Genomic DNA, 20,836 nt, shown 5'->3' with positions numbered 1-20,836 from the left:
TTAAGGGCAAACACGCCAGTTTTCGTGGGAATCTTTGGAAATTGCCGGTTTTGGTCTGCGTCTTAGGGGCGGTCGCGCAGCTGCGGTGACTGCGCGGTTTCGGCGGTGTCGGACAGACGTTCCGTCATCCAGCGCTGGATTTTGTCGGCGGGCATGGGGCGGGCGATGCCAAAACCTTGCAAATGTTCGCACCCCATGTCCGCCAACAGGCTTTGCTCCGACAGGTTTTCGACACCCTCGGCCAGGGTTTCCAGCCCCATTTTATTGGCCATTCCGATGATCGCCGCGACCATGCGTTGTTGGTGGGTATCCTGCTCCATGTTGGTGATAAAGCTGCGGTCGATTTTCAGGCGATGCACGGGCAGTTTACGCAACGCGCGGATCGAGGCATGGCCGGTGCCGAAATCATCAAGGCTGACGCGGCAGCCCAGATCAGCGATGCGGATGACGTTTTCGCGGATGCCGTCATCGGAATTATCGGTGATCACAGTTTCCAGAATTTCGACGCCCAGTCTTTCGGGTTCAAGGCCCGCGCGGTCCAGAGCGCGTTGAAGTTTGGTGGCGATGTCAGGGTTGCGGAGTTCATCCATGGTCAGATTCACCGAGACTTCCGGCACGTGGTAGCCCGCTGCATCCCAGGCTTTGATCGCGTCCAGTGATTTTTCCAGAATGATCTGGCCCAACAGTTCAGAGCTGCCCGCAGCTTCTATGTTTTCAAGGAACGATCCGGGCATGATGATGCCGCGTGTGGGATGAACCCAACGTGCCAGCGCCTCGACCCCCGAAAGGTTGCCCGTGCGGGCGCAGATCTGGGGTTGGAACCACGGCTGGATTTGACCGTTGACCAATGCCTCAGAGAGTTCGGTGCGGACAGCGCAGCGCGTTTCATCCGCTGCGCGCAGGGATTTCGACCACAAGCGCACCGTCGATCCACCATGGCGATTTGCGTCCTCGAGCGCGAGCGTGGCCGCATCCATGAAGTGACTGCCATCAATGGCGGGGATCGGCTGGAACGACGCGGCGGCACCAATGGACGCCCCCAGAAAGCGCGAGCCGTGATCAACATTGATCGGATCCTCGATGGCGTCCTGAAGACGTTTGCCCAGAAACCGCACGCCATCGGCGTCAATATCGACGGCAAGGCTGGGCAGGACGATAAACCGGCTGTCCCCGATGCGGAACACACGGTCATTTTCGCGCAGCACGCCTCGGATGCGCGACAGGCAGATGCGCCGCGCGTCGCGGGCCGGTTTTTCGCCAAAGTCCGACGCGATGGCGCGCAGCCCGTCGATATCGATCATGTAACAGCACGCGATGCGATTCTGCTGTCTGGCGGATTGAACAAGGTCATCCAGCAGATGTTCGGCCTGCGAAACCTCGATCACCTCGCCGTATTTGCGAAGGACAGACAAATCCGACATGGCGCCGCGCCGCGTGCTGACCAAAACCGCGAAGGGCAAGGCCAAGGCGGCAGCGACCAACGTCGCCTGGCCGCCGAACCAAAGGCCGATCATAAGAAGCCCCGGCGCTGTCGCAAACAGCATCGGCACGGAGATCACGCTGGCCTGGCCAGATGCGTGTTTTCCCGAAGATGCACGGTGGTCTGATCGCGACATTCCCGAATCCCTGTTGCCATTTTGTTCTGTGGCAGGCTAGGGCGCTATTCGTGACCGGTCGGTTAACGCAGTTTCGGGATTTCCTGAGGATTTTCTGTAACTTCGCCCAAGTCGCGTGTCAGACCTGCAAAATCAAACAGCTTGGGGTCCAGCAAATGCGAGGGCCGCGCGTTCATCAGCGACCGGAACATGACCTGCCTGCGGCCGGGCGAATTCTTTTCCCACTGATCCAGAATCTGCTTTACCTGCTGGCGCTGAAGCCCGTCCTGTGATCCGCAAAGATCGCAGGGAATGATCGGGTAGTTCATTGATTTGGCGAACTTTTCACAGTCGGCCTCGGCCACATGAGCAAGCGGGCGGTAGACAAACAGATCGCCTTCTTCGTTCACCAGTTTCGGCGGCATCGTCGCAAGGCGGCCACCGTGGAACAGGTTCATGAAAAAGGTTTCAAGAATGTCATCGCGGTGGTGGCCCAGTACGACGGCGGAACATCCCTCTTCCCGCGCGATGCGGTAGAGGTTGCCACGACGCAGGCGGGAACAAAGCGCGCAATAGGTGCGGCCCTGCGGGACTTTATCCACCACAATCGAATAGGTGTCCTGATATTCGACGCGATGGGGCACATCCATCTTTTTCAGGAACTCGGGCAGGACTGTCGCAGGAAAGCCGGGCTGGCCCTGATCAAGATTACAAGCCAACAGATCCACAGGCAGCAAACCGCGCCACTTCAGTTCATAAAGAACCGCCAGCAGCGTGTAGCTGTCTTTACCGCCTGACAAGCAGACCAGCCAACGCGCGCCGCGTTCGATCATGCCATACTGTTCAATCGCCTCGCGCGTATATTGCACGATCCGTTTCCGAAGCTTCTTGAACTCGGTCGTTTTAGGGGCGCCGTAGAACAGCGGGTGGATATCGTCGGCATCATCAAGCATGGGGCTGCTTTACGTCCGCTTTGGCGTTGGGGCAAGGGCCATAGGTTATCGCTTTTCCGCGAGGTCAAAGAGGTAGCCTTCGAATTCCGAGCACATGATGATCGTGCGGTCTTCGGGTTCGTAAAAGGCGTTCGCCTCGTCGCAGTCTTCGATGCTGACCGTGACGGTGTGCGATAGGGCGTAGTATTCGTTCAGAAAATCGACTTCTTCAGCGATGATCTGTTCGGTGAGCGACGCATCATCCCCACGATCGCCACTGTAGACCAACGTGTCGGATGGTTCATCAATGCTCAGCACATCCAGAACGTGTCCCCAGCTGTGGTTTGCCTGATCATATTCCGAAGGACAGGATTCGACCCGTTCTTCAGGCAGGTTGAATTGTTTGATCAGGTGGCCGCGTTCGTCGGGGTTGGCGCCGTAGAAGACGCAGACGGTTGTGTAGAATCGCTGTTGATCGGCGCTGTGCAGGCCCCACCACGCGACATCACCGCCGTTTTCGCGGGCCTCTGCGCGAAACCCGAGCGCGGCATCGGCGGCAACCGCGATGGCGGCGTCTTCTTTGAAGGTTGCGTCGATAAAGAAGATCGAAAAGATATCGGCAGCGTCTTCTTCGCGGCCGAAGATCGGCAGGTTTTCGGTATCGATCAGCGCATGGCCAAGCTCGTGGTAAAAGATCGACAGGATGTTCGCCTCGACAAAGGCGACGTCGTCCGCATGGGACGGCGTGGCGCAGAAAACCGCGGCTAGGCTGGCGATCAGGCTGGCTGGTTTCATTCGGTCATCCTGTGTTTGGTCCAGTCTAACCAACAAACGGCACAGAACGAAATCAGTTGATCAATCGTCTTTGCGGGCGGGCACAGGATCATAGCCGCTTTTGCCCCAAGGATGGCAGCGTAGGATGCGTCGTGCGGCAAGCCAGCCGCCCTTGATTGCACCGTGTTTTTCCAAAGCTTCCAAGGCGTAGGCCGAACAGGTGGGCTGGTAGCGGCAGTTGTGGCCGACCCACGGGGAAAAGATCAGGCGGTAGGCCTTAACCGGAAGGGAAAAGATGCGCGCGCCGAGGGTCATTTGCCTGCGTGCAGCTTTTTCAGCGCATAGGCCAGATCGCCCTTCAGCGCTTCGAATTCGCGTTCGGCGGTGGCACCGGCCTTGCCGATCAGCACGTAATCATAACCCGCGACGCCCTTTGCGGGCAGAACCGCGCGCGCCGCTTCGCGCAGGCGGCGTTTGGCGCGGTTACGGGCCACGGCATTGCCGACCTTCTTGGAACAGGTAAAGCCCACGCGAATCCCGTCGCCGTCATCTTCACGCTTGCGGGCCTGAACCAACATGCCAGCGGTGCCCTGACGCTTGGCGCGGGCAGCTTTCAGAAAATCGGCGCGTTTGGTCAGTGTTTCCATGAAGGTTTCCACAAAGTCCGTGCCCCAGAAACGGCAAAACCGCCGAAGGCGTGTTCCCTATACAGGGGCCCTCGGCGGTGCCAATTCTTCGATCGCCTGAAAAAGCTTACGCGCTCAGGCTCTTGCGACCACGTGCGCGGCGGGCATTCAGAATCTTGCGGCCTGCTTTAGTCGCCATGCGTGCGCGGAAGCCGTGGCGGCGTTTCCGCACGAGGTTCGAAGGTTGAAAAGTGCGTTTCGACATCGCTCCGTCTCCGTTTGTTGGGCCCGGACGATGGAATTCGAGGGGCCGTGTATCCTATGAAGCCCGCGCTATAGGGGGTGTTTCCGCCCGAGTCAAACGTGGAAATGCCACTTGTTGCAACATTTCGACCCGAAATGCGGGTTTTATGTTTCAAAGGTGACATGAAACCCAAGGATTCCCGCCGTTTCTGTCACCTGACTTCAACGGGTTGTGAGAAGCCTGTCGCAAACTTGGTTCAATGCGCATGTCTGTGGCACACAACGCAGGACATCCGCAATGACCGAAGTCTATCCAAAACAGAAAGCCGTGCCAGTGAAACAGTCCAGTGAACAATCCGCCGCTGCACCCAAAGGCGTGATGCGTTACCTGCCTTTGGCGATCATTCTGGCGGTGGCCGCGATAGGATATGCTACGCTGGGCGATTATCTGACCTTTGATACATTGCGCGAAAACCGCGAGGCGCTGCTGGCGTTCCGCGATGCGAACTATGTGCTGACGGTCCTTGTTTTCATACTCATCTACGTTGCGATTGTGGCGTTTTCCCTGCCGGGCGCGACGGTGGCGACGCTGACAGGCGGCTTTCTGTTCGCGACGTTTCCGGGGGCATTGTTCAACATTACAGCCGCCACTTTGGGCGCAATCGCGATCTTTCAGGCGGCGCGTTGGGGGCTTGGTGAAAAGCTGGCCGCGAGAATGGAGGCCAGCGACGGGGTGATTCACAAGATCAAGCAGGGGATCAATGAAAACGAATGGTCCATGCTGTTCCTGATCCGTCTGGTGCCTGCTGTGCCGTTCTTTGTGGCGAATCTGGTGCCTGCCTTTGTGGGCGTGCCGCTGTGGCGTTACGCGGTCACGACATTTCTGGGCATTATCCCCGGCACGGTGGTCTACACATCGGTCGGCGCAGGGCTGGGCGAGGTCTTTGCCCGCGGTGAAACGCCGAATCTCGGGATCATTTTCGAACCTCATGTGTTGTTCCCGATACTGGGTCTGGCGGCGCTTGCCGCGCTACCCATGATTCTCAAGGCCCTTCGTGGCAAAAAGGGGCTGTAAGATATGGACCGGATTTCATGTGACCTGCTGATTATCGGTGCCGGATCGGGCGGTTTGTCTGTTGCGGCGGGCGCGGCGCAGATGGGCGCGGATGTGGTGCTTCTGGAACGCCATAAGATGGGCGGCGATTGCCTGAACTACGGCTGTGTCCCGTCCAAGGCGCTAATCCAGTCGGCTAAAACGGCCCACGCGATGCGGACCGCTGGCCAATACGGAATCACTCCTGTGGAACCGCAGGTCGATTATGCGGCGGCCAAGGATCATGTGCAGTCGGTCATTGATGCCATCGCGCCGATGGATAGTGTCGAACGCTTTGAAGGCTTTGGCGTGCGCGTGATTCAAGAAGAAGGGCGCTTTATCTCGGATACCGAGGTGCAGGCGGGCGATCACATTATCACGGCCCGCCGGATTGTGATTGCGACAGGGTCGTCCCCGTTTGTGCCGCCCATTCCGGGGTTGGACAGCGTGCCTTACCTGACAAACGAATCCCTGTGGGACCTGCGCGAATTGCCGAAAGAACTGATCGTGATCGGCGGCGGCCCCATCGGTATGGAGATGGCGCAGGCGCATTTGCGGCTCGGGTCCAAGGTGACGGTTCTGGAAGGGGCCAAGGCACTGGGCAAGGACGATCCGGAAATGGCTGCGGTCGTACTGGATAATCTGCGGTCCGAAGGGTTGGAGATTGTTGAGGATGCCACGGCCTCGGAAATCCGCGGTGCTGAAGGCGCGATTGAGGTCGAAACCAAGGAAGGCCGTGTCTTCAAAGGCACCCATCTGTTGGTCGCTGTCGGGCGCAAGGCGAATACCGCGTCACTCGATCTGGAGAAGGCGGGGATCGAAACCACCCGCACAGGCATCAAGGTCGATGACAAGCTGAAGACGACAAATTCCAAGGTCTATGCCATCGGCGATGTGGCTGGTGGCCTGCAGTTCACCCATGTTGCGGGCTATCACGCGGGCGTCGTGGTGCAATCCGCCATGTTCGGTCTGCCCGCCAAGGCCAAAACCGACCACATCCCTTGGGCCACCTACACCGATCCGGAACTGGCGCAGGTTGGTCTGACCGAAGCGCAGGCCAAAGAAAAACACGGCGATGCGCTGGACGTCGTGCGGTTCCACTATAACCACAACGACCGCGCACAGGCCGAACGCCACACCAAGGGCCTGATCAAGGTGATGATCCACAAAGGCCGCCCCGTTGGCGCGTCGATTGCAGGCCATCAAGCGGGCGAGCACATCAATTTTTGGGCCTTTGCATTGGCCAATAATTTGAAGATGCGCGCCATCACCAGCATGGTTTCTCCGTATCCCACCTACGGAGAGCTTAACAAACGCGCTGCGGGTACCTATTTTTCACCGAAACTCTTTGAAAGCCCGATGGTTAAGCGTGTGGTACGACTGGTCCAACGCTGGTTGCCCTAAGGTTCTGACGTAAAGGCCCTGATGTTGAACTCTCTTTCCGGCCGATTTCTGGTACTGACGGTGCTTTTTGTCATGTTGGCAGAAGTGCTGATCTTCGTGCCGTCTATCGCCCGTTTCCGAGAGGATTATTTGCTGGGCCATCTGGAGCGCGCCCAGATCGCGTCGCTGGCGCTTTTGGCCGACGACATGATCGACGCCGATCTGGAAGAAGAGCTGCTGTTGAACGCGGGCGTTTTCAACGTGGTGCTGCGACGGGACGAGGCACGGCAGCTTGTTCTGTCTGCCCCCATGCCGGGGCAGGTGCACAAAACCTTTGATCTACGTGACGCCAGCGCAGCGGTTCTGATCCGCGATGCGATGGTCCGCCTGATTGATACAGAACCGCGTGTCATTCGCGTCATCGGCAACCCTTTGCGCGATGCAGGCCTGTTGATCGAGGTCACGATGCTGACCGCCGAACTGCGCGCCGCGATGATCGACTACGGATTGCGCATTCTGTGGCTATCGGCCGTGATTTCCGTCGTGACGGCTACGCTGTTGTTCTTTGCAGTGCGTCGTTTGCTGGTGAAGCCGATCAAGGGCGTCGTGCATCAGATGCAACGCTATGCCGCCGCACCGGAAGACGCGCACCGGATCATCACGCCCACCGCCTCGGTCCGTGAACTGCGCGAGGCCGAAACAGCGCTTCAATCGTTGGAGCAGCAACTGACGCAGGCTCTGAAACAGAAAGAACGTCTGGCGCAATTGGGCGGGGCCGTTGCCCGTGTCAGCCATGACTTGCGGAACATTCTGACATCGGCGCAGCTGTTCACCGACCGGATCGAGATGTCAGAAGACCCGTCGGTCAAACGCATGGCCCCGAAACTGGTGAACTCGATCACCCGCGCGGTGAACCTGTGCGAAAGCACCTTGGCCTTTGGTAAGGCCGAAGAGCCCGCACCGTCCCTGACGTTGTTCAACCTGTCGCAACTGGTCGAGGATGTGCTGGATGCCGAACGCTTGGCCATCGGTGACCATGATCTGTCACTGTCGTCGGATGTGCCTGCATCGCTGACCGTCCGCGCAGACCCCGAACAACTTTACCGCATGGTATCGAATCTGGTGCGTAACGCGCGGCAGGCCATCGTCGGATCGGGAAAGCCGGGTGAGATTTCGGTGTCAGGCCGCGCCGACGACAACGGATGGGTCATCCGCGTGTCCGACACAGGTCCGGGTTTACCGTCGAAAGCCAAAGAACATCTGTTCCAGCCGTTCCAAGGCGGAGTGCGCAAAGGTGGGGCTGGTCTTGGCCTTGCTATCGTGGCCGAGCTGGCGCGTGGGCACGGCGGGCTTCTGATGCTGGATGAGGACGTGACAGAAGGAACCGTCTTCGAAATCCGCCTGCCGATGGGCTCGGTCGCCTAGCCAAGTCGGGCCATGCAAAAATTATTGGATTTTTCTGGGATAGGGACTTGCGCTCCTTCGCAGGCACCGTTAGATGCACGCCCTACGGACCGATAGCTCAGCTGGATAGAGTACTTGACTACGAATCAAGGGGTCGGGGGTTCGAATCCTCCTCGGTCCGCCACCTTGATCCCCCCATACAAATGAACACGTGTTGGATGTGACGTTTCAGTCATGGGTTATGGCGTGTTGTTGAGGGGCCAAAATCTTGTCCTTGCGTTTACCCGTTTAGCCTGTTGCGTTGATCTGACGATGTTTTTCAGAAAATCAGAGCTGAATTTCAGGTCGGACGCTTGAAGCACCCGATCCCGCCGATCTGTTCAGATTTTCAGTACCTCGGGCAGGGCAATGCCTGTCAGGCCGAGATGATCCGCAAGGATGGCGGTGGACATCTCATGATCTTCGACCGAGGGCAGGCCGGACACACCAATCGCCGCGATGACGCCGACACCTTTTACAGTGATCGGAAAGCCGCCGCCGTGGATGACGAAATCGCTATACGGCAGCCCCACATCGGGCCACTGTTCGCGACCTTCGAGACCGTATTCCAATCCTGCCCGCATCGACGATTTGAACGTCCGCAGAACCGTATTACCCTTTCGGCGGCCCCAATCTTCGTTCTCAGGTGTGGCGCCTGACAGTGTGGTGAAAAAGTATCGGCGGGCTGCCGACTTGATCTCGATCGAAACAGGAGCCGCTGAGGCAGTCGCGTGTTCGCGAAGCGCGCATCCGAGGGTGAAGGCCAGATCTTCGTCAAAATGATCCAGCACAAGCCGGCGTTCCTGCTCGGCGATGGCATCCACAAGGTCTTGGGACATAAACGTATTCTCCTGCCGCAGGACTGGGAAACGCGTTCCGTCCTGCAAATTTGTCCGAATAATCAGAGGGTAGGGCACAGGATTTTGCGACACCAGCGGCAACGGGCCTTCGATGCGGCTGTGGGTGCAGTTTGTGTCAATTCGTCTCAAAACAACGGGCCGCAATCAGCCGGGGCTATGACAGGCCACCGCCATCTTGACCGGTCCCGTATGGCGCAACGTGATGCCGGGCGTCGTACCAATCTGTTGGTCGGGCAGCAGGCGCAACCTGAAGCGGGCGAAGACGCGTTCAATCACATGGGCTGCAATCTTATTGGCCAGATAAAGCCCGACGCAACGATGTGGCCCAAGACCGAAGGGCAGATAGCCATCGCGCAGGCGTGGCTGATCCCCAACGAAACGCGATGGATCAAACCGGTCAGGTTCGGGCCAGAAATCTGAGTGCCGGTGCAAGAGGTAAGGCGATATCAAAACCGAGCTGCCAGGGGGAATATGGTATCCTCCGATGATGTCGTCGCGAATGACGCGGCGCTCGATGATCCAGATTGACGGATAAAGCCGGATCGCTTCGGAAAAGATATGTGCAGGCTCGGCTGTCTCGAACCCGTTGGATGCGTGGATGAACGCCCATGACAGGGCATTCGCCGTGGTTTCATGACCGGCCAGCAACAGCGTGACAGTCGCATCGCGAAGCTCTTTGTCGTTCAGCTGTATCTCGCCGTCGGCTTCGTGCGCAGCCAGTAATCGGGACAGCACATCATCAGGGCGATCCTGACACCTGCGGCGGGTCTGGATCAGATCGAAAACGATCTGGTCAATCTTACCCACGGCTTTCTTGAATGCGGGTCGGTGCAGCCGCGGGGAAATCATCGATGCGTCGAGAGAAGCTTCGATCCGGCGCCACGTGTCGGCCAATAGCGTTTCAAGCGCGGTGTTGATTTTCTTTGGATCGATGTCGGACGAAAACAGGGTCTTGATCGCGATGGCGATGACGAGCTGCATCATCTCGTCGACGATATCGATTTCCTTAGTCTGCTGCCATCGTTCCAGCATGGGATCGACCAATGCGTCGATGACAAGTCCGATGTTTTGAAAACAGGACGGTTGAAAGGCTGGCTGGATCAGCTGCCTGTGACGGCTCCATGCGACCTGATCGGCCGAAAGCAGGCTGTTGCCTGTTGTGGCAGCGATCCGGTCTGCGCTGCGGGTGGCTTTGTCGTAGTTGGAGGCCTGCCGCGACAGGACATGATCGACATATTCGGGCCGGTTGATCAGATGGGCGGTGATCGGTCCAAACCGTAATCGCACGATGTCGCCGTGATCGCGCACAGCGTCGGACAGAAACCCCAAAGAATCCGCTTTGAAATCAGAGAGCGATCCCCAAAGGATGCTGCCTTCAGGGCCGGGCGCACGCGTCATTTGGGGTAGTTTCCATGGTCAAAGCTGCGTGCCCAGCGATCTGCGACAATCGCTTTGGTGGCAGGATCGAGATCGGTGAAACTGTTCTTCTGATAGCCTTTGAGCGCATCAACATAGCGGCTCAGTTCCGACTTGAACCTTGCAAAGCCTTCCAATCCCAAACGCGCATAGACTTTGCCGGTTTCATTGACCGGATCAGACTCGAGATCATCAAAGCGGATATCGATGAAACGGTCTTCTGGGATCAACGGAAGATCCTCGAAAAAGGCGTCGTACATGACCTCGTGTCGCTGCAGGATACCTTCGTCAATCGCGTCAATGTCGGGTTTTTGCAGATAGGTGTACCACCCCGCCGTATCAAAGAAATGCCGCTGCGACTGGAACACCCGATACGGGTCGCGGTGGATATGGACGAACCGTGCATCTGGGAACATTTCCAGAATTGTGCGGATGCGGGCCGTGTGCGGCGGCGACTTGATCAGCAAAGTTCGGTCGTCATTCAGGGACAGTTTCTTGCAGAACTGCACGAAGGCGGCTTTCCACGCCTCGACTTTGGTCCGGTCGACATCGCGGAACGTCATGTAGCGATCATAGTGTTCCATGCGTCGGGGAAAGCTGGTGCCCAGATACAGCGACGTCAGCGTCATCAGCAAAGGCGCGAATTCGTCTTCTTGGGGTGACGTGAACTTTAGCGCCATGTTGTCCATGGGTCTTTTTTCAGGGACCAGCCAAGGAAACATGCGGGTCGTGAAATTTTCGGTGGTCAGAAATGTGTAGGGGTTCACGACCTGATAGGTATTGGGGAACTGGAATTGCGCACTGTCCTGCGCCAGAAGTTCGTGAAGCAAGGTCGTGCCGCTGCGCCAATGCCCCAGAATAAACAAGGGCGCTTTCGGCTTTTCCGCCTGTTTGATCGCCTTACCAAAACGCAAAGTCTCAACTGCGGCGCAGGCTGAATTCGACAGGCTGGCCAAGGTAATCACAGCAGCACGATGAAGATAGGCGGGCGATATCTGAAAATGGTTCTCGGCCAGCAACTGACACCATTTTCCAAAGGTGATGCCAGTCAGGTAATTATGACTTATACTCCAGCGATGCTTAAGTTTTCTGCTCATACGTGTCTGTTGCACAATCTAAGGTGTAGCGACATATTGATACGGCAAAATATTGTAAGTAAAGCCGGAGCCGGCTCATGACCATTCCCTCGCATATTGTTGAGATGTTGGCGAGAATTCGCAGACGGTTCCAAAATGCCCCTTTGCAAGAACGCTTGCTGCCAAGCGATGCGGAATTCACGACGTTGCGCCCTGTACGCAATGCCAGCGCCGGGTCGGTCGCGAAATACTGGCAACGGTTGCGCGCGACCGCATCGCAAGACGATCAAGACGCGCTTGCAGACCAGATCACGATGGCCGATCCGGGTCAGTTCAGTGCGAATATCGAAAACTTCATCGGCACCGTGAAAATGCCTGTCGGTATCATCGGCCCGTTGCGGATCAACGGACTGAATGCGCATGGCGATTTTCACGTCCCCATGGCCACAACCGAGGCTGCTTTGGTCGCCTCGTATGCGCGCGGCGCCTATGCCGCCACGAAATCCGGAGGGATCAGCACCGCGTTGCTGTACGAAGGCGTCATCCGCACGCCCGCTTTCGTTTTTGAAGGCCTTCTGGACGCGGGCCTGTTTGTTGAATGGGTGGTCAGGGAGATTGACGCGCTCAAGGCCGCTGCCGAAGCCACCACACGTTTCGGCAAACTGGTTTCGGTCGAGCCGATGATCGACAATAACGTCGTGTTTCTGGTGTGCCGCTATACGACTGGGGATGCCGCGGGCCAGAACATGGTCACTATCGCCACCAATGCCCTATGCGAGGACATCGAAGCCCGCTGCCCGATCGCCATGAAGGCATGGTATATCGAAGGCAATTTCTCGGGCGATAAGAAAGCGTCCTTTCTGGGCTTGGTGACTGGACGCGGCCGTAAGGTCAGCGCGTCTGTCACCTTGTCTGCGGACGTGGTGGAAAAGACGTTGGGCACAAGCGTAAAGGCGATGCTGGATTATGGTCAGGTTGCCAATCTGGGCTCGCATCTATCCGGCCAGCTAGGGGCGCAGGCGCATTTCGCAAACGGTTTGGCGGCATTCTACATTGCCACAGGGCAGGACGCCGCATGCGTCGCCGAAAGCGCGATGGGCATCACCCGAATGGAAGCGCGTGGCGATGATCTGTTTTGTTCGGTCACCATGCCCAACATCCTTGTGGGATCGGTGGGCGGGGGCACCTCTTTGCCCAGTCAGGCCGCGGGTTTGAATGTTCTGGGATTGAAGGGCGCCGGCAACGGTGCCGCCTTGGCCGAGGTCGCAGTCGCGACATGTCTGTGTGGTGAAATCTCGATCGTGGCCGCGATTGCGGCGGGGCATTTCACGCGCGCACACGAAAATTTGGCCCGCAAAAGATGAGTTTGTCCGCACTCTGGATCTATCAGAAAGAACGCTTCCCGCTGTTCAAGACCGCGCCGCTATTGGCGGTGTTTTCCGCAGCCAGCCTTTCTGTGTCGGCAGAATTGTCCGGCCGGCCATTGCCCGATTGGGGTGGCTATCTGGCCGGTTTTGTCATCGCGATGCTGTTGTTCTTCCAGATGCGCGTTTGCGATGAATACAAAGACCTAGAGGACGACCGGCGCTACCGGCCCGACCGCCCGATCCCGCGCGGGCTGGTTTCGCTGCGCCTGATCATCTCGCTTGGTTTGGTGTCGCTGCCCATCACTGCGCTGGCCGCGTGGCTTTGGCATCCACCGGCATTGTGGCTGTTGGCTTTGGTTTGGCTCTGGCTCGGGGCAATGACGGCAGAGTTCGGCGTCGCCGAGTGGCTCAAGGCGCGACCAGTGCTCTACCTTCTAAGCCACATGGCCATCATGCCGCTGATCGATCTATTGCTGACCGGTTTGGAATGGCTGCCCTTCGGTGGGCCTGCATCGGGCCTGTCGCTCTTTCTCGCTTTGTCCTTTGTGAATGGGTGCGTCTTGGAAATCGGGCGGAAACTCTGGTCGCCTGAAAACGAGATTGCAGGGGTCGAAACCTATTCAGTGCTGTGGGGCACACGAAAAGCCGCGCGCATCTGGGGAGGCTGCGTGCTGCTGTCATACGCCTTACTTCTTGGCGTGGGTGCGGCGACCGGCGTTCTTTGGATCAGCGCCGCGTTGGGTGGAATTGGCGTGGCGATCTGTCTGCTGTCCGCCGCCCGCTACGCGCGATCCCCGACTGATAGGGCCGAAAAGCGCATGGATACAATCGCGGGGCTTTGGGTCTTTGCGTGTTATGCGATTGCCGGATTTTTACCCGTTTTGCTGAGGGTGGTTTGATGTCTCACATCGTTGCCCAAGACGCGGCGCTGCATGTCCATGAGGTCGGTGGGAAAGCCGTTGCCTTGTCGCGACTTTCAGGGTTCGGGTTTAATCCGCCCGCTTTTTTCGTCATCCGCGCCGATGCCTTCGAGACGGATGATTCGGTCGCCGGTCTGGACGATGCGATTGCCGGTTTGGGCGAAGGGCCATTCGCGGTGCGAAGTTCGGCGCGTCAGGAAGACGGGGCAGAGCACAGTCATGCAGGCCAATTCGACACGGTTTTGAATGTCGCGGCCAAGGATGTCTGGCAGGCGGCCATGCAAGTCTGGAAATCGGGGTTTTCGGAAACCGTCGCGACCTATCGGGCGGTCAAATCCGGCGGCAGTGCTGAAGGACCTGCTGTTATCGTGCAGCGCATGATTGATGCGGTCTCTGCCGGTGTTGCCTTTTCAGCTGACCCTGTGACCGGTCAGCGTGGGCAGGTTGTGATCTCGGCCATTGATGGCTTGGGTGAACGTTTGGTGTCGGGTGAAGAGGATGGTGAAGATTGGCGCGTGGGCGCAACCGTAAGCGGGCCTTCAGACCCCAAGGTTCTGACAAAAGAACAGGCACAGGACGTGGCCGATCTTGCCCGCAAGGCCGAAGCCAGATTTGGTGCGCCACAAGACATCGAATGGGCCTTTGATGCGGACGGGCTGCATATTCTGCAATCGCGGCCCATTACGACCGCGCTGTTGCCCGAACCGCAGCCGGACACATCGCTGACGATCTTTGACAACTCGAACATCGTTGAAAGTTATCCGGGCATGGTCGGCCCGTTGACCTATTCTTTTGCGGTCCATGTCTACGCACGGGTTTATCGGGCCTTCGTGTCGCTTTTGGGGGTGTCTGATCAAACCATCGCGATGAACTCTGCTGTTTTCGGCAACATGCTGGGGCGGGTCGATGGGCGCGTTTATTATAATCTGGTGAACTGGTATCGGGCGTTGGCTTTGCTGCCGGGGTTTTCGTTAAACCGCGCCTATATGGAGACGATGATGGGGGTTTCCACCCCAATGCCGGAAGAGGTTACCAGCGCCATCGGCCCCCCGCCCGCACAAGGGGCTGCGCGTGTGCGGGAATACCTGAAGCTTGTGAAAGTCGGCGCAGGTCTTCTCTGGCAAGCGGCTAGGCTGCCTAAGACAAGAGCACGGTTTTACGACCGGCTGAATGCCGCGCTGGACGGTGGGTTTGACACTGAAACGGCAGGCCCAACGGCATTGGCGGCTGAATATCGCAGGATCGAAAGCACGCTGCTGGACCGGTGGGACGCGCCGCTGGTAAATGACTTTCTGTGCATGATTGCCTTCGGAGCGTCGCGCAATCTATTGGAAAAGTGGCTCGGGCCCGAAGGGCTGGTTTTGCACAACGATGTCATGATCGGTCAGGGCGATATTATTTCCGCTGAACCTGCACAGCGCATTGCCAGAATGGGGCAGATGGTTGGTGATGCAGGGATTGCCGACGCGCTGCGCGAACAGGGATTAGGCGCGCTCGGTGTACATCCTGAAATCGCGCAAGAGGTGCGATTCTACCTTGAAAAGTTCGGTGACCGCTGCACCGAAGAATTGAAGCTGGAAAGCATTCCGCTGAGCGAGGATCCGACCAGCCTGCTTCAGGCGGTCGCGGCCAGTGCATCGCGCGGCGTTGTTGCCAGTCATGATGCGCGGGATCCCGATTGGGACGAGCTATTTCCTAAGAACCCGATCAAACGGGTCTGCGCGAAATGGATCATCACATGGACCAAGGCCCGTGTTCGGGATCGTGAAAATCTGCGGTTCGAGCGCACGCGCATCTTTGGCTACACCCGCCGAGTGTTTCTTGCTTTGGGACGGGAATTCGAAGCGCGCGGGCTGTTGGCCTCGCGGCGCGATGTGTTCTTTCTGACCACCGAAGAAGTCCTCGGGGCGGTCGAAGGTTATGGCTTGTCGCCGAACCTGAAAGCCTTGGTTGAGTTGCGCAAAGCCGAGGACGCGGCGGCAGCGCTTCGTCCTGACCCGCCAGAGCGCATCGAATTGCGAGGTCCGGCAATCGCTCCGACTTGGGAGGAGACGCCTGTCGAACGGGACGCCGCAAAACAGCGGACCGCCACGGGGTGCTCGGCCGGTCAGGTCAAGGCCCGTGCGCGTGTCATTCGCGATCCACGAACCGAAGCGCTTGCCCCCGGTGATATTCTGGTTGCGCGCCATACCGACCCCGGTTGGATCGCGGTGTTTTCGAACGCCTCGGCGATTGTTGTCGAACGAGGGTCGCTTCTGTCGCACTCGGCGATTGTGGCGCGTGAATTGGGCATTCCTTGTGTTGTGGGTCTGAAAGGCGCGACGCAGTGGATTTCTGACGGCGAGATGATTTCTGTCGATGGGGCCACGGGCCAAGTGGAGCGATGCGATGCAGACGTCTGAAATCGAAGCCAAGGCAGCTTTTGACCATATCCGATACGCCCAGCTTTGGGAGGACGCAGATGTCTTGACCCAAGGCCTTGGCGACTGTGCTGGGGGGACATTAGTGTCGATCTGCTCGGCAGGGGACAATGCGTTGGCGATGTTGACGCTGGACCCCAAAAAGGTCGTTGTTGTGGACCTGTCTCTGGCACAGATTGCCTGCCTGAACCTGCGGATCGGGGCGTTTCGAAACCTCAGCCATCCCGAGTTTCTTGAACTGATGGGCGCGCGGCCCAGCAGTCAGCGCGCTTCCCTTTTGCCGAAAGCGCTGACTGGTCTGGATGACGAAACCCGCGCGTTTTGGGAGGCGCTGACCCCAGAGGTCGAACAGCACGGGGCTGGGGGCGTCGGCAAATTTGAACGCTACTTCCGGATTTTCCGCACGCGTTTGTTGCCGCTGGTCCATTCGCAAAAGACAATTGACGCAATCTTTGTCTCAAGGCCGAAAGCCGACCGTCAGGTGTTCCTCGATAAACGCTTTAATACGTGGCGCTGGCGGTTGCTGTTGAACGCCTTCTTCTCGCGTTTTGTGATGGGCCGGATGGGTCGGGACAAAGCGTTCTTCGATCATGTCGAGGGCAGCCCCGCCCAGCACGTTGCCCGCCGAATTCGTCATGCCGCGGCCGACTGCGATCCAGCTGAAAACCCCTACCTTCACTGGATCATGAAAGGCACCCATGGGGTTGCCCTGCCCATGACTTGGCGAGAAGAGCATTTTGACACCATCAAAGCGCGCCTTGACCGGATCGACATTCGGCCCGGATCGCTAGAGGCGTTCATTTCGACCGGAGAAAAGGCCGACGGCTTCAACCTGTCTGATATCTTTGAGTACATGTCGCCCGAGGTGTTCACGCAGGTCTATGGCAGCATCCTGAGCGCGTCTGCCCCCAAAGCTCGCTTGGTCTATTGGAACATGATGGCGCCACGCCGTGTGCCGCCTGTTTATTCTTCCCGGGTCAAAACGCTAGGCGACGTCGAAGACCGCCTGAAAGCAGAGGACAAGGCGTTCTTCTATTCGGATTTCGTTGTCGAAGAGGTGATCGGTTGAGTCCGGTTTTCCAGATTGCTCTGGCTCTTGGGTCGGTCGCCGCGCTGCTAGGCATGATGGCGATTGTGCGCAGGCTGGCGACCCAGTGGCAGATCAGTGCCGAGGTGCAGCGCAAGCTCGTACATGTCGGCACCGGACTTTATGCGCTTAGTCTGCCGTGGCTGTTTCCGGATCGCTGGCCTGTCTATGCGCTGGTTGGGGTCACCCTGATTGTGATGATGGTGCTGCGCCTGCCGAATTCGAAACTGGGCGGGACGTTGCACGGGGTCGAGAGGCAGTCCTATGGCGATCTGCTTTTGGCGATTTCCGTGGGGCTCTGCCTGTTTCTGGCCGGAGATGACCTTTACCTCTATGTCTTGCCGATTGCGGTTCTGACCTTTGCCGATGCGGCTGCGGCGCTTGCCGGTAGCACCTATGGAAAACGGTTCTTCCGCGTGGAAGACGGTGACAAAAGCATTGAAGGCAGCGTTGTTTTCTTTGTCATCACGCTGGTGATCTCGATGCTGTGCCTGATGCTTATGACCCCCTTCGCACCCATGAATATCATCGTGTTGTCTTTGATGGTTGCGGGCTTTGGCACATTGGTCGAAGCGGCAAGCTGGCGTGGGTTTGACAATTTCTTTCTGCCGTTGGGGCTGCTGATTTTTCTGTCTGTCCACGCAGCAAACCCGCTTCAGGAACTGGCCATGCTGGCGGTTACGTTTGCTCTCAGCATCGTTGCGTTCAAAGCCATCTCGCCCAAAATCGGACTGACCAATCACGCCTCGCGGGTCTACGTGATCACCGTGTTTCTGCTTCTTGCCGTGACGGCCGTTCAAAACGCTCTGGTTCCGATCCTTGTTCTTGCCGCACACGCATGGAGCCGCACCGCCGCCCCCTGCAGCAGCAGATTTCCAGATCTGGATATTGTCGCAGCATTGGCTTTGGTCAGTATCGGCTGGCTGACGCTGGGCAATGCGACGGGATGGAATGCTGTTTCCTTTTACGGGATGACCGCGATGGGGCTGATGGTTGGGCTGTGCGTCATCGCTGTGACGCCCCGCAGCACTCTGGCCCGTGTGGTCATTTTATCGGCCATTGTGCTTGCGCTTTGCGTGGTGCGTTTCCTGGTGATCGGTCTCAATCCCGACCCTGCAAACTGGAACGGACCGATGTGGTCTGTCACGATCGCTAGCCTAGCCTTGGCGACAATTGTGCCATCGCTTGTGCCACAGGCCTTTGCGCAGGCGCGGGTGTTAAAGCTGACACTGCTATCGCTTGCGATCCCTCTGGCCACCTATCTTTATTCAATCGACTATTCGGGTTTTTTCACATGACGCAGCACAGTTTCCGCGCTGATGGGGCGAAGATTACAGTCTATCTTGATGGCCCTGTTTGGGACGGTAAACCAACCGCCGCCGTAGGCGCATTCGCGTGCAAAACAAAAGAAGGCGGCGCGGCTGTTTTGCAGCAGGCAATCGACTGTATTCGCGACAATGGCATCACGCACATCATCGGCCCGATGGACGGCGATACGTGGCACAGCTACCGTTTCGTGACGCAAACCGATGAAAGCCCCGCGTTCCTGCTCGAACCGAAGAACACGCCCGATGCGCTTGAGGTGTTCAAAGAGGCGGGCTTTTCCGAGATCAGCAGCTATTTCTCGGCCCGTGTTCCGCTGGAACAAGCGGCTAAAACCGCACCGGCCGCCACAACGGATTTCGAGATCGAACACTGGGACGGCACAGATCCCGAACGGCTGTTCGGTCAGGTGTTCGAACTGTCCTGTGAGGCATTTGCCAACAATGCCTTCTACAAACCCATTACCCGGGACGCGTTTCTTGCGATGTATATGCCCATCGTGCCCATGCTGAACCGCGAGCTTATTCTTTTCGCCAGACGGCTGGATCAAACGCTGGTGGGCTTTTTGTTCGGAACGCCAAACTACGCCGAGGGGCCGAAGCCGAGCAGTGTCATCCTGAAGACCTATGCAAGCCTTATGAAAGGGGCGGGTCAACATCTGGCATATACGTTTCACAAGACGGCGGCTGTGAACGGATTTGACACCGCCATCCACGCGCTGATCCACGATGATAACCTGTCGGCGCTGCGCAGCGCGGCCGAGGGGGCTGATGTGTTTCGCCGCTACGGGCTGTTCGGGTTGAAGCTGGATGACTAGCATTCTGCGTGATTTCGCCGATGCGGTTGCGCGCCATCCCGACAGGGTGGCGATTGTCGATGGCACGGGGAAGGAAACCACCTTCAGGCAACTCAAAGACCGCGCAGACGGGTTCGCGCGGGCATGGCAGGCGCGCGGGATTGGGCAAGGCGACCGCGTGTTGCTTGCGATGAAACTGGATGCCGACCTTTACGCAAGCCTTGCGGCGCTTTGGTCACTTGGGGCGACGGTTGTGCTTCCTGAGCCTGCGATGGGGCTGGCGGGCTTGCGTCATGCGGCCAAGGTTACCAATGTGTCTGCGTTTTGCAGCTCGGGCCTTTATGGCCTTTTGAAATTCGCTTTGCCGGAATTGTGGTCGCTGCGCCATTTGCGGCCTCAGGTTCTCGACGGTGATCCACTGGACTTACCTTCCCCGAAAGACGCTGACATTGCGTTGATTTCTTTCACCTCGGGGACGTCCGGCGCGCCGAAAGCGATCCCGCGCAGCCATGGGTTTCTTTCGGCCCAACATCACGCAATTGCGCCCCTTCTGCATAGCACAGCACCCGAGCGTGATCTTGTGGCCTTTCCGGTGTTCGTTCTGATCAACATCGCAAGCGGTCAGACCTCTGTTCTGCCGAACTGGAAAATGTCGCGTTTGGCGGACCTTGGCGCTGGGCAGCTTGAACAGTGGGTCACCCGCCAAAATGTATCGCGCGCGTTATTGCCGCCGTCTCTGTGTGAAAAGCTGGCGAAAGTGACACCCACGGCACCAATCCACACCGTTTTTACAGGCGGTGGTCCCGTCTTTCCAGATCTTGTAACCAGTTTGAAAACGGGGACGCCCGATCTGCGGATCGTCTGCGTTTATGGCTCAACCGAAGCCGAGCCCATTGCGCACCTCAATTCGGACGAGGTCACATCGGACGATCATACCAGCATGATGTCGGGCAAGGGGCTGCTTGTCGGTTATCCGGTCGACGATATTCATGTCCGGATCGTTGAGGGCGAAATTCAGGTCGCGGGTGCGCATGTGAACAGCGGATATCTGGACCCCAAGCATGACGCGGAAAACAAAATTCATGATGGCGCGGTTGTTTGGCACCGCACAGGGGATGCGGGGTATTTCGATGACCAAGGGCGGCTCTGGTTGCTGGGGCGCGTGGGGTCCGAGGTTTATGTAAACGGGGAACCGGTGTTCCCGTTCTCGGTCGAGGTCGCTGCGCGCGGGTGGGAGGGCGTGACGCGGTGCGCCCTGTCGGCCAAGGGTGATCAGCCCTGTTTGGTCATCGAGGGCGACGACTGCCACCAAGATGGGTGGCGCGAAAAAGCGGGCCAGTTGGGAATTCAAAGCGTCAAGATCGTCGCAAAAATCCCGATGGACAAACGCCATGCCTCAAAGGTTGATCAGGCGGCATTGAGGAAGCTGATCTAACGCAGTTTGGCCAGTTTGCGTGGCTATCTAGGGGTGGGTGCGATGTA

At 58.0% G+C, this 20,836-nt stretch carries 19 protein-coding genes and 1 tRNA gene; 11 read left to right on the top strand and 9 right to left on the bottom strand.

The window, feature by feature from the left end; translation table 11 throughout:
- Positions 1-62: 62 nt before the first annotated feature.
- The 6 genes from C4S59_RS03535 to rpmH all read right to left on the bottom strand — a co-directional run bounded on the left by C4S59_RS03535 (position 63) and on the right by rpmH (position 4,192).
- Positions 63-1,616, bottom strand: a complete 1,554-nt coding sequence (locus C4S59_RS03535; RefSeq protein WP_103909067.1) for a putative bifunctional diguanylate cyclase/phosphodiesterase — start codon at positions 1,614-1,616, stop codon at positions 63-65.
- Positions 1,617-1,678: 62 nt separating this feature from the next.
- On the bottom strand, positions 1,679-2,548 hold the full coding sequence (gene ttcA, locus C4S59_RS03530) for a tRNA 2-thiocytidine(32) synthetase TtcA (RefSeq protein WP_103909066.1): 870 nt from the start codon (positions 2,546-2,548) through the stop codon (positions 1,679-1,681).
- Between the two features lie 45 nt (positions 2,549-2,593).
- Positions 2,594-3,322 (bottom strand): DUF4344 domain-containing metallopeptidase, encoded by a 729-nt coding sequence (locus C4S59_RS03525; protein WP_103909065.1) that lies wholly within the window; start codon positions 3,320-3,322, stop codon positions 2,594-2,596.
- 60 nt (positions 3,323-3,382) lie between these two features.
- A complete protein-coding gene (gene yidD, locus C4S59_RS03520) occupies positions 3,383-3,616 on the bottom strand; it encodes a membrane protein insertion efficiency factor YidD (RefSeq protein WP_103909064.1) in 234 nt (77 codons plus the stop codon).
- Positions 3,613-3,948 carry a ribonuclease P protein component gene (gene rnpA, locus C4S59_RS03515; protein WP_103909063.1) on the bottom strand — a complete coding sequence of 112 codons (336 nt, stop codon included), beginning with the start codon at positions 3,946-3,948 and terminating at the stop codon, positions 3,613-3,615. The genes yidD and rnpA overlap by 4 nt, the downstream gene beginning before the upstream one ends.
- Positions 3,949-4,054: 106 nt before the next feature.
- Positions 4,055-4,192, bottom strand: coding sequence for a 50S ribosomal protein L34 (gene rpmH, locus C4S59_RS03510; protein WP_025311815.1), 138 nt, complete (start codon positions 4,190-4,192; stop codon positions 4,055-4,057).
- A 357-nt stretch (positions 4,193-4,549) separates the two neighbouring features.
- Between rpmH and C4S59_RS03505 the strand changes: the two genes are divergently transcribed.
- The 4 genes from C4S59_RS03505 to C4S59_RS03490 all read left to right on the top strand — a co-directional run bounded on the left by C4S59_RS03505 (position 4,550) and on the right by C4S59_RS03490 (position 8,234).
- Positions 4,550-5,245, top strand: a complete 696-nt coding sequence (locus C4S59_RS03505; protein WP_103909413.1) for a TVP38/TMEM64 family protein — start codon at positions 4,550-4,552, stop codon at positions 5,243-5,245.
- 3 nt (positions 5,246-5,248) lie between these two features.
- On the top strand, positions 5,249-6,667 hold the full coding sequence (locus tag C4S59_RS03500; protein ID WP_103909062.1) for a dihydrolipoyl dehydrogenase family protein: 1,419 nt from the start codon (positions 5,249-5,251) through the stop codon (positions 6,665-6,667).
- 21 nt (positions 6,668-6,688) lie between these two features.
- Positions 6,689-8,071 (top strand): sensor histidine kinase, encoded by a 1,383-nt coding sequence (locus tag C4S59_RS03495; RefSeq protein ID WP_103909061.1) that lies wholly within the window; start codon positions 6,689-6,691, stop codon positions 8,069-8,071.
- 86 nt (positions 8,072-8,157) lie between these two features.
- A tRNA-Arg gene (locus tag C4S59_RS03490) sits at positions 8,158-8,234 on the top strand.
- Positions 8,235-8,430: 196 nt separating this feature from the next.
- On the opposite strand, the gene C4S59_RS03485 is transcribed toward C4S59_RS03490, so the two are convergent.
- The 3 genes from C4S59_RS03485 to C4S59_RS03475 all read right to left on the bottom strand — a co-directional run bounded on the left by C4S59_RS03485 (position 8,431) and on the right by C4S59_RS03475 (position 11,462).
- Positions 8,431-8,928: a heme-degrading domain-containing protein gene (locus tag C4S59_RS03485; protein WP_103909060.1), complete on the bottom strand. Its 498-nt coding sequence runs from the start codon at positions 8,926-8,928 to the stop codon at positions 8,431-8,433.
- Positions 8,929-9,093: 165 nt separating this feature from the next.
- Positions 9,094-10,347: a cytochrome P450 gene (locus tag C4S59_RS03480; protein WP_103909059.1), complete on the bottom strand. Its 1,254-nt coding sequence runs from the start codon at positions 10,345-10,347 to the stop codon at positions 9,094-9,096.
- Positions 10,344-11,462 carry a sulfotransferase family protein gene (locus tag C4S59_RS03475; RefSeq protein WP_103909058.1) on the bottom strand — a complete coding sequence of 373 codons (1,119 nt, stop codon included), beginning with the start codon at positions 11,460-11,462 and terminating at the stop codon, positions 10,344-10,346. Before C4S59_RS03475 ends, C4S59_RS03480 begins: the two co-directional genes overlap by 4 nt.
- A 77-nt stretch (positions 11,463-11,539) precedes the next feature.
- Here C4S59_RS03475 and C4S59_RS03470 point away from each other — a divergent pair, with 77 nt between their 5' ends.
- From C4S59_RS03470 to C4S59_RS03440, 7 genes are read left to right on the top strand one after another with little or no spacing between them, the layout of a single operon-like run.
- On the top strand, positions 11,540-12,805 hold the full coding sequence (locus tag C4S59_RS03470) for a hydroxymethylglutaryl-CoA reductase (RefSeq protein WP_103909057.1): 1,266 nt from the start codon (positions 11,540-11,542) through the stop codon (positions 12,803-12,805).
- Entirely contained in the window at positions 12,802-13,707 is a 906-nt protein-coding gene (locus tag C4S59_RS03465; protein ID WP_103909056.1) for a UbiA family prenyltransferase, read from the top strand. The genes C4S59_RS03470 and C4S59_RS03465 overlap by 4 nt, the downstream gene beginning before the upstream one ends.
- Positions 13,707-16,130, top strand: coding sequence for a PEP/pyruvate-binding domain-containing protein (locus tag C4S59_RS03460; protein WP_103909055.1), 2,424 nt, complete (start codon positions 13,707-13,709; stop codon positions 16,128-16,130). Before C4S59_RS03465 ends, C4S59_RS03460 begins: the two co-directional genes overlap by 1 nt.
- The gene (locus C4S59_RS03455; protein ID WP_103909054.1) at positions 16,117-17,217 is read left to right on the top strand and encodes a DUF3419 family protein; all 1,101 of its coding nucleotides are present in this window, start codon (positions 16,117-16,119) and stop codon (positions 17,215-17,217) included. The genes C4S59_RS03460 and C4S59_RS03455 overlap by 14 nt, the downstream gene beginning before the upstream one ends.
- Entirely contained in the window at positions 17,214-18,533 is a 1,320-nt protein-coding gene (locus C4S59_RS03450) for a diacylglycerol/polyprenol kinase family protein (protein WP_103909053.1), read from the top strand. The genes C4S59_RS03455 and C4S59_RS03450 overlap by 4 nt, the downstream gene beginning before the upstream one ends.
- Positions 18,530-19,375 carry a hypothetical protein gene (locus tag C4S59_RS03445; RefSeq protein WP_103909052.1) on the top strand — a complete coding sequence of 282 codons (846 nt, stop codon included), beginning with the start codon at positions 18,530-18,532 and terminating at the stop codon, positions 19,373-19,375. The genes C4S59_RS03450 and C4S59_RS03445 overlap by 4 nt, the downstream gene beginning before the upstream one ends.
- Entirely contained in the window at positions 19,368-20,789 is a 1,422-nt protein-coding gene (locus C4S59_RS03440) for an AMP-binding protein (RefSeq protein WP_103909051.1), read from the top strand. The genes C4S59_RS03445 and C4S59_RS03440 overlap by 8 nt, the downstream gene beginning before the upstream one ends.
- The last annotated feature ends 47 nt before the right edge of the window (positions 20,790-20,836 follow it).

The organism is Thalassococcus halodurans, from assembly GCF_900108225.1.
Taxonomy (GTDB): domain Bacteria; phylum Pseudomonadota; class Alphaproteobacteria; order Rhodobacterales; family Rhodobacteraceae; genus Thalassococcus; species Thalassococcus halodurans.
Note: the sequence above shows the minus strand (reverse complement) of the source record. Positions and strands in the feature narration are given on the sequence as shown.

What these genes read in the sequence shown, in the direction of transcription:
- rpmH (WP_025311815.1), bottom strand. Translation starts at nt 4,192, where the DNA reads ATGTCGAAACGCACTTTTCAACCTTCGAACCTCGTGCGGAAACGCCGC.
- ttcA (WP_103909066.1), bottom strand. Translation starts at nt 2,548, where the DNA reads ATGCTTGATGATGCCGACGATATCCACCCGCTGTTCTACGGCGCCCCT.
- C4S59_RS03485 (WP_103909060.1), bottom strand. Translation starts at nt 8,928, where the DNA reads ATGTCCCAAGACCTTGTGGATGCCATCGCCGAGCAGGAACGCCGGCTT.
- C4S59_RS03445 (WP_103909052.1), top strand. Translation starts at nt 18,530, where the DNA reads ATGACGCAGCACAGTTTCCGCGCTGATGGGGCGAAGATTACAGTCTAT.
- C4S59_RS03460 (WP_103909055.1), top strand. Translation starts at nt 13,707, where the DNA reads ATGTCTCACATCGTTGCCCAAGACGCGGCGCTGCATGTCCATGAGGTC.
- C4S59_RS03440 (WP_103909051.1), top strand. Translation starts at nt 19,368, where the DNA reads ATGACTAGCATTCTGCGTGATTTCGCCGATGCGGTTGCGCGCCATCCC.
- rnpA (WP_103909063.1), bottom strand. Translation starts at nt 3,948, where the DNA reads ATGGAAACACTGACCAAACGCGCCGATTTTCTGAAAGCTGCCCGCGCC.
- C4S59_RS03475 (WP_103909058.1), bottom strand. Translation starts at nt 11,462, where the DNA reads ATGAGCAGAAAACTTAAGCATCGCTGGAGTATAAGTCATAATTACCTG.
- C4S59_RS03465 (WP_103909056.1), top strand. Translation starts at nt 12,802, where the DNA reads ATGAGTTTGTCCGCACTCTGGATCTATCAGAAAGAACGCTTCCCGCTG.
- C4S59_RS03505 (WP_103909413.1), top strand. Translation starts at nt 4,550, where the DNA reads ATGCGTTACCTGCCTTTGGCGATCATTCTGGCGGTGGCCGCGATAGGA.
- yidD (WP_103909064.1), bottom strand. Translation starts at nt 3,616, where the DNA reads ATGACCCTCGGCGCGCGCATCTTTTCCCTTCCGGTTAAGGCCTACCGC.
- C4S59_RS03525 (WP_103909065.1), bottom strand. Translation starts at nt 3,322, where the DNA reads ATGAAACCAGCCAGCCTGATCGCCAGCCTAGCCGCGGTTTTCTGCGCC.
- C4S59_RS03500 (WP_103909062.1), top strand. Translation starts at nt 5,249, where the DNA reads ATGGACCGGATTTCATGTGACCTGCTGATTATCGGTGCCGGATCGGGC.
- C4S59_RS03535 (WP_103909067.1), bottom strand. Translation starts at nt 1,616, where the DNA reads ATGTCGCGATCAGACCACCGTGCATCTTCGGGAAAACACGCATCTGGC.
- C4S59_RS03470 (WP_103909057.1), top strand. Translation starts at nt 11,540, where the DNA reads ATGACCATTCCCTCGCATATTGTTGAGATGTTGGCGAGAATTCGCAGA.
- C4S59_RS03455 (WP_103909054.1), top strand. Translation starts at nt 16,117, where the DNA reads ATGCAGACGTCTGAAATCGAAGCCAAGGCAGCTTTTGACCATATCCGA.
- C4S59_RS03495 (WP_103909061.1), top strand. Translation starts at nt 6,689, where the DNA reads ATGTTGAACTCTCTTTCCGGCCGATTTCTGGTACTGACGGTGCTTTTT.
- C4S59_RS03480 (WP_103909059.1), bottom strand. Translation starts at nt 10,347, where the DNA reads ATGACGCGTGCGCCCGGCCCTGAAGGCAGCATCCTTTGGGGATCGCTC.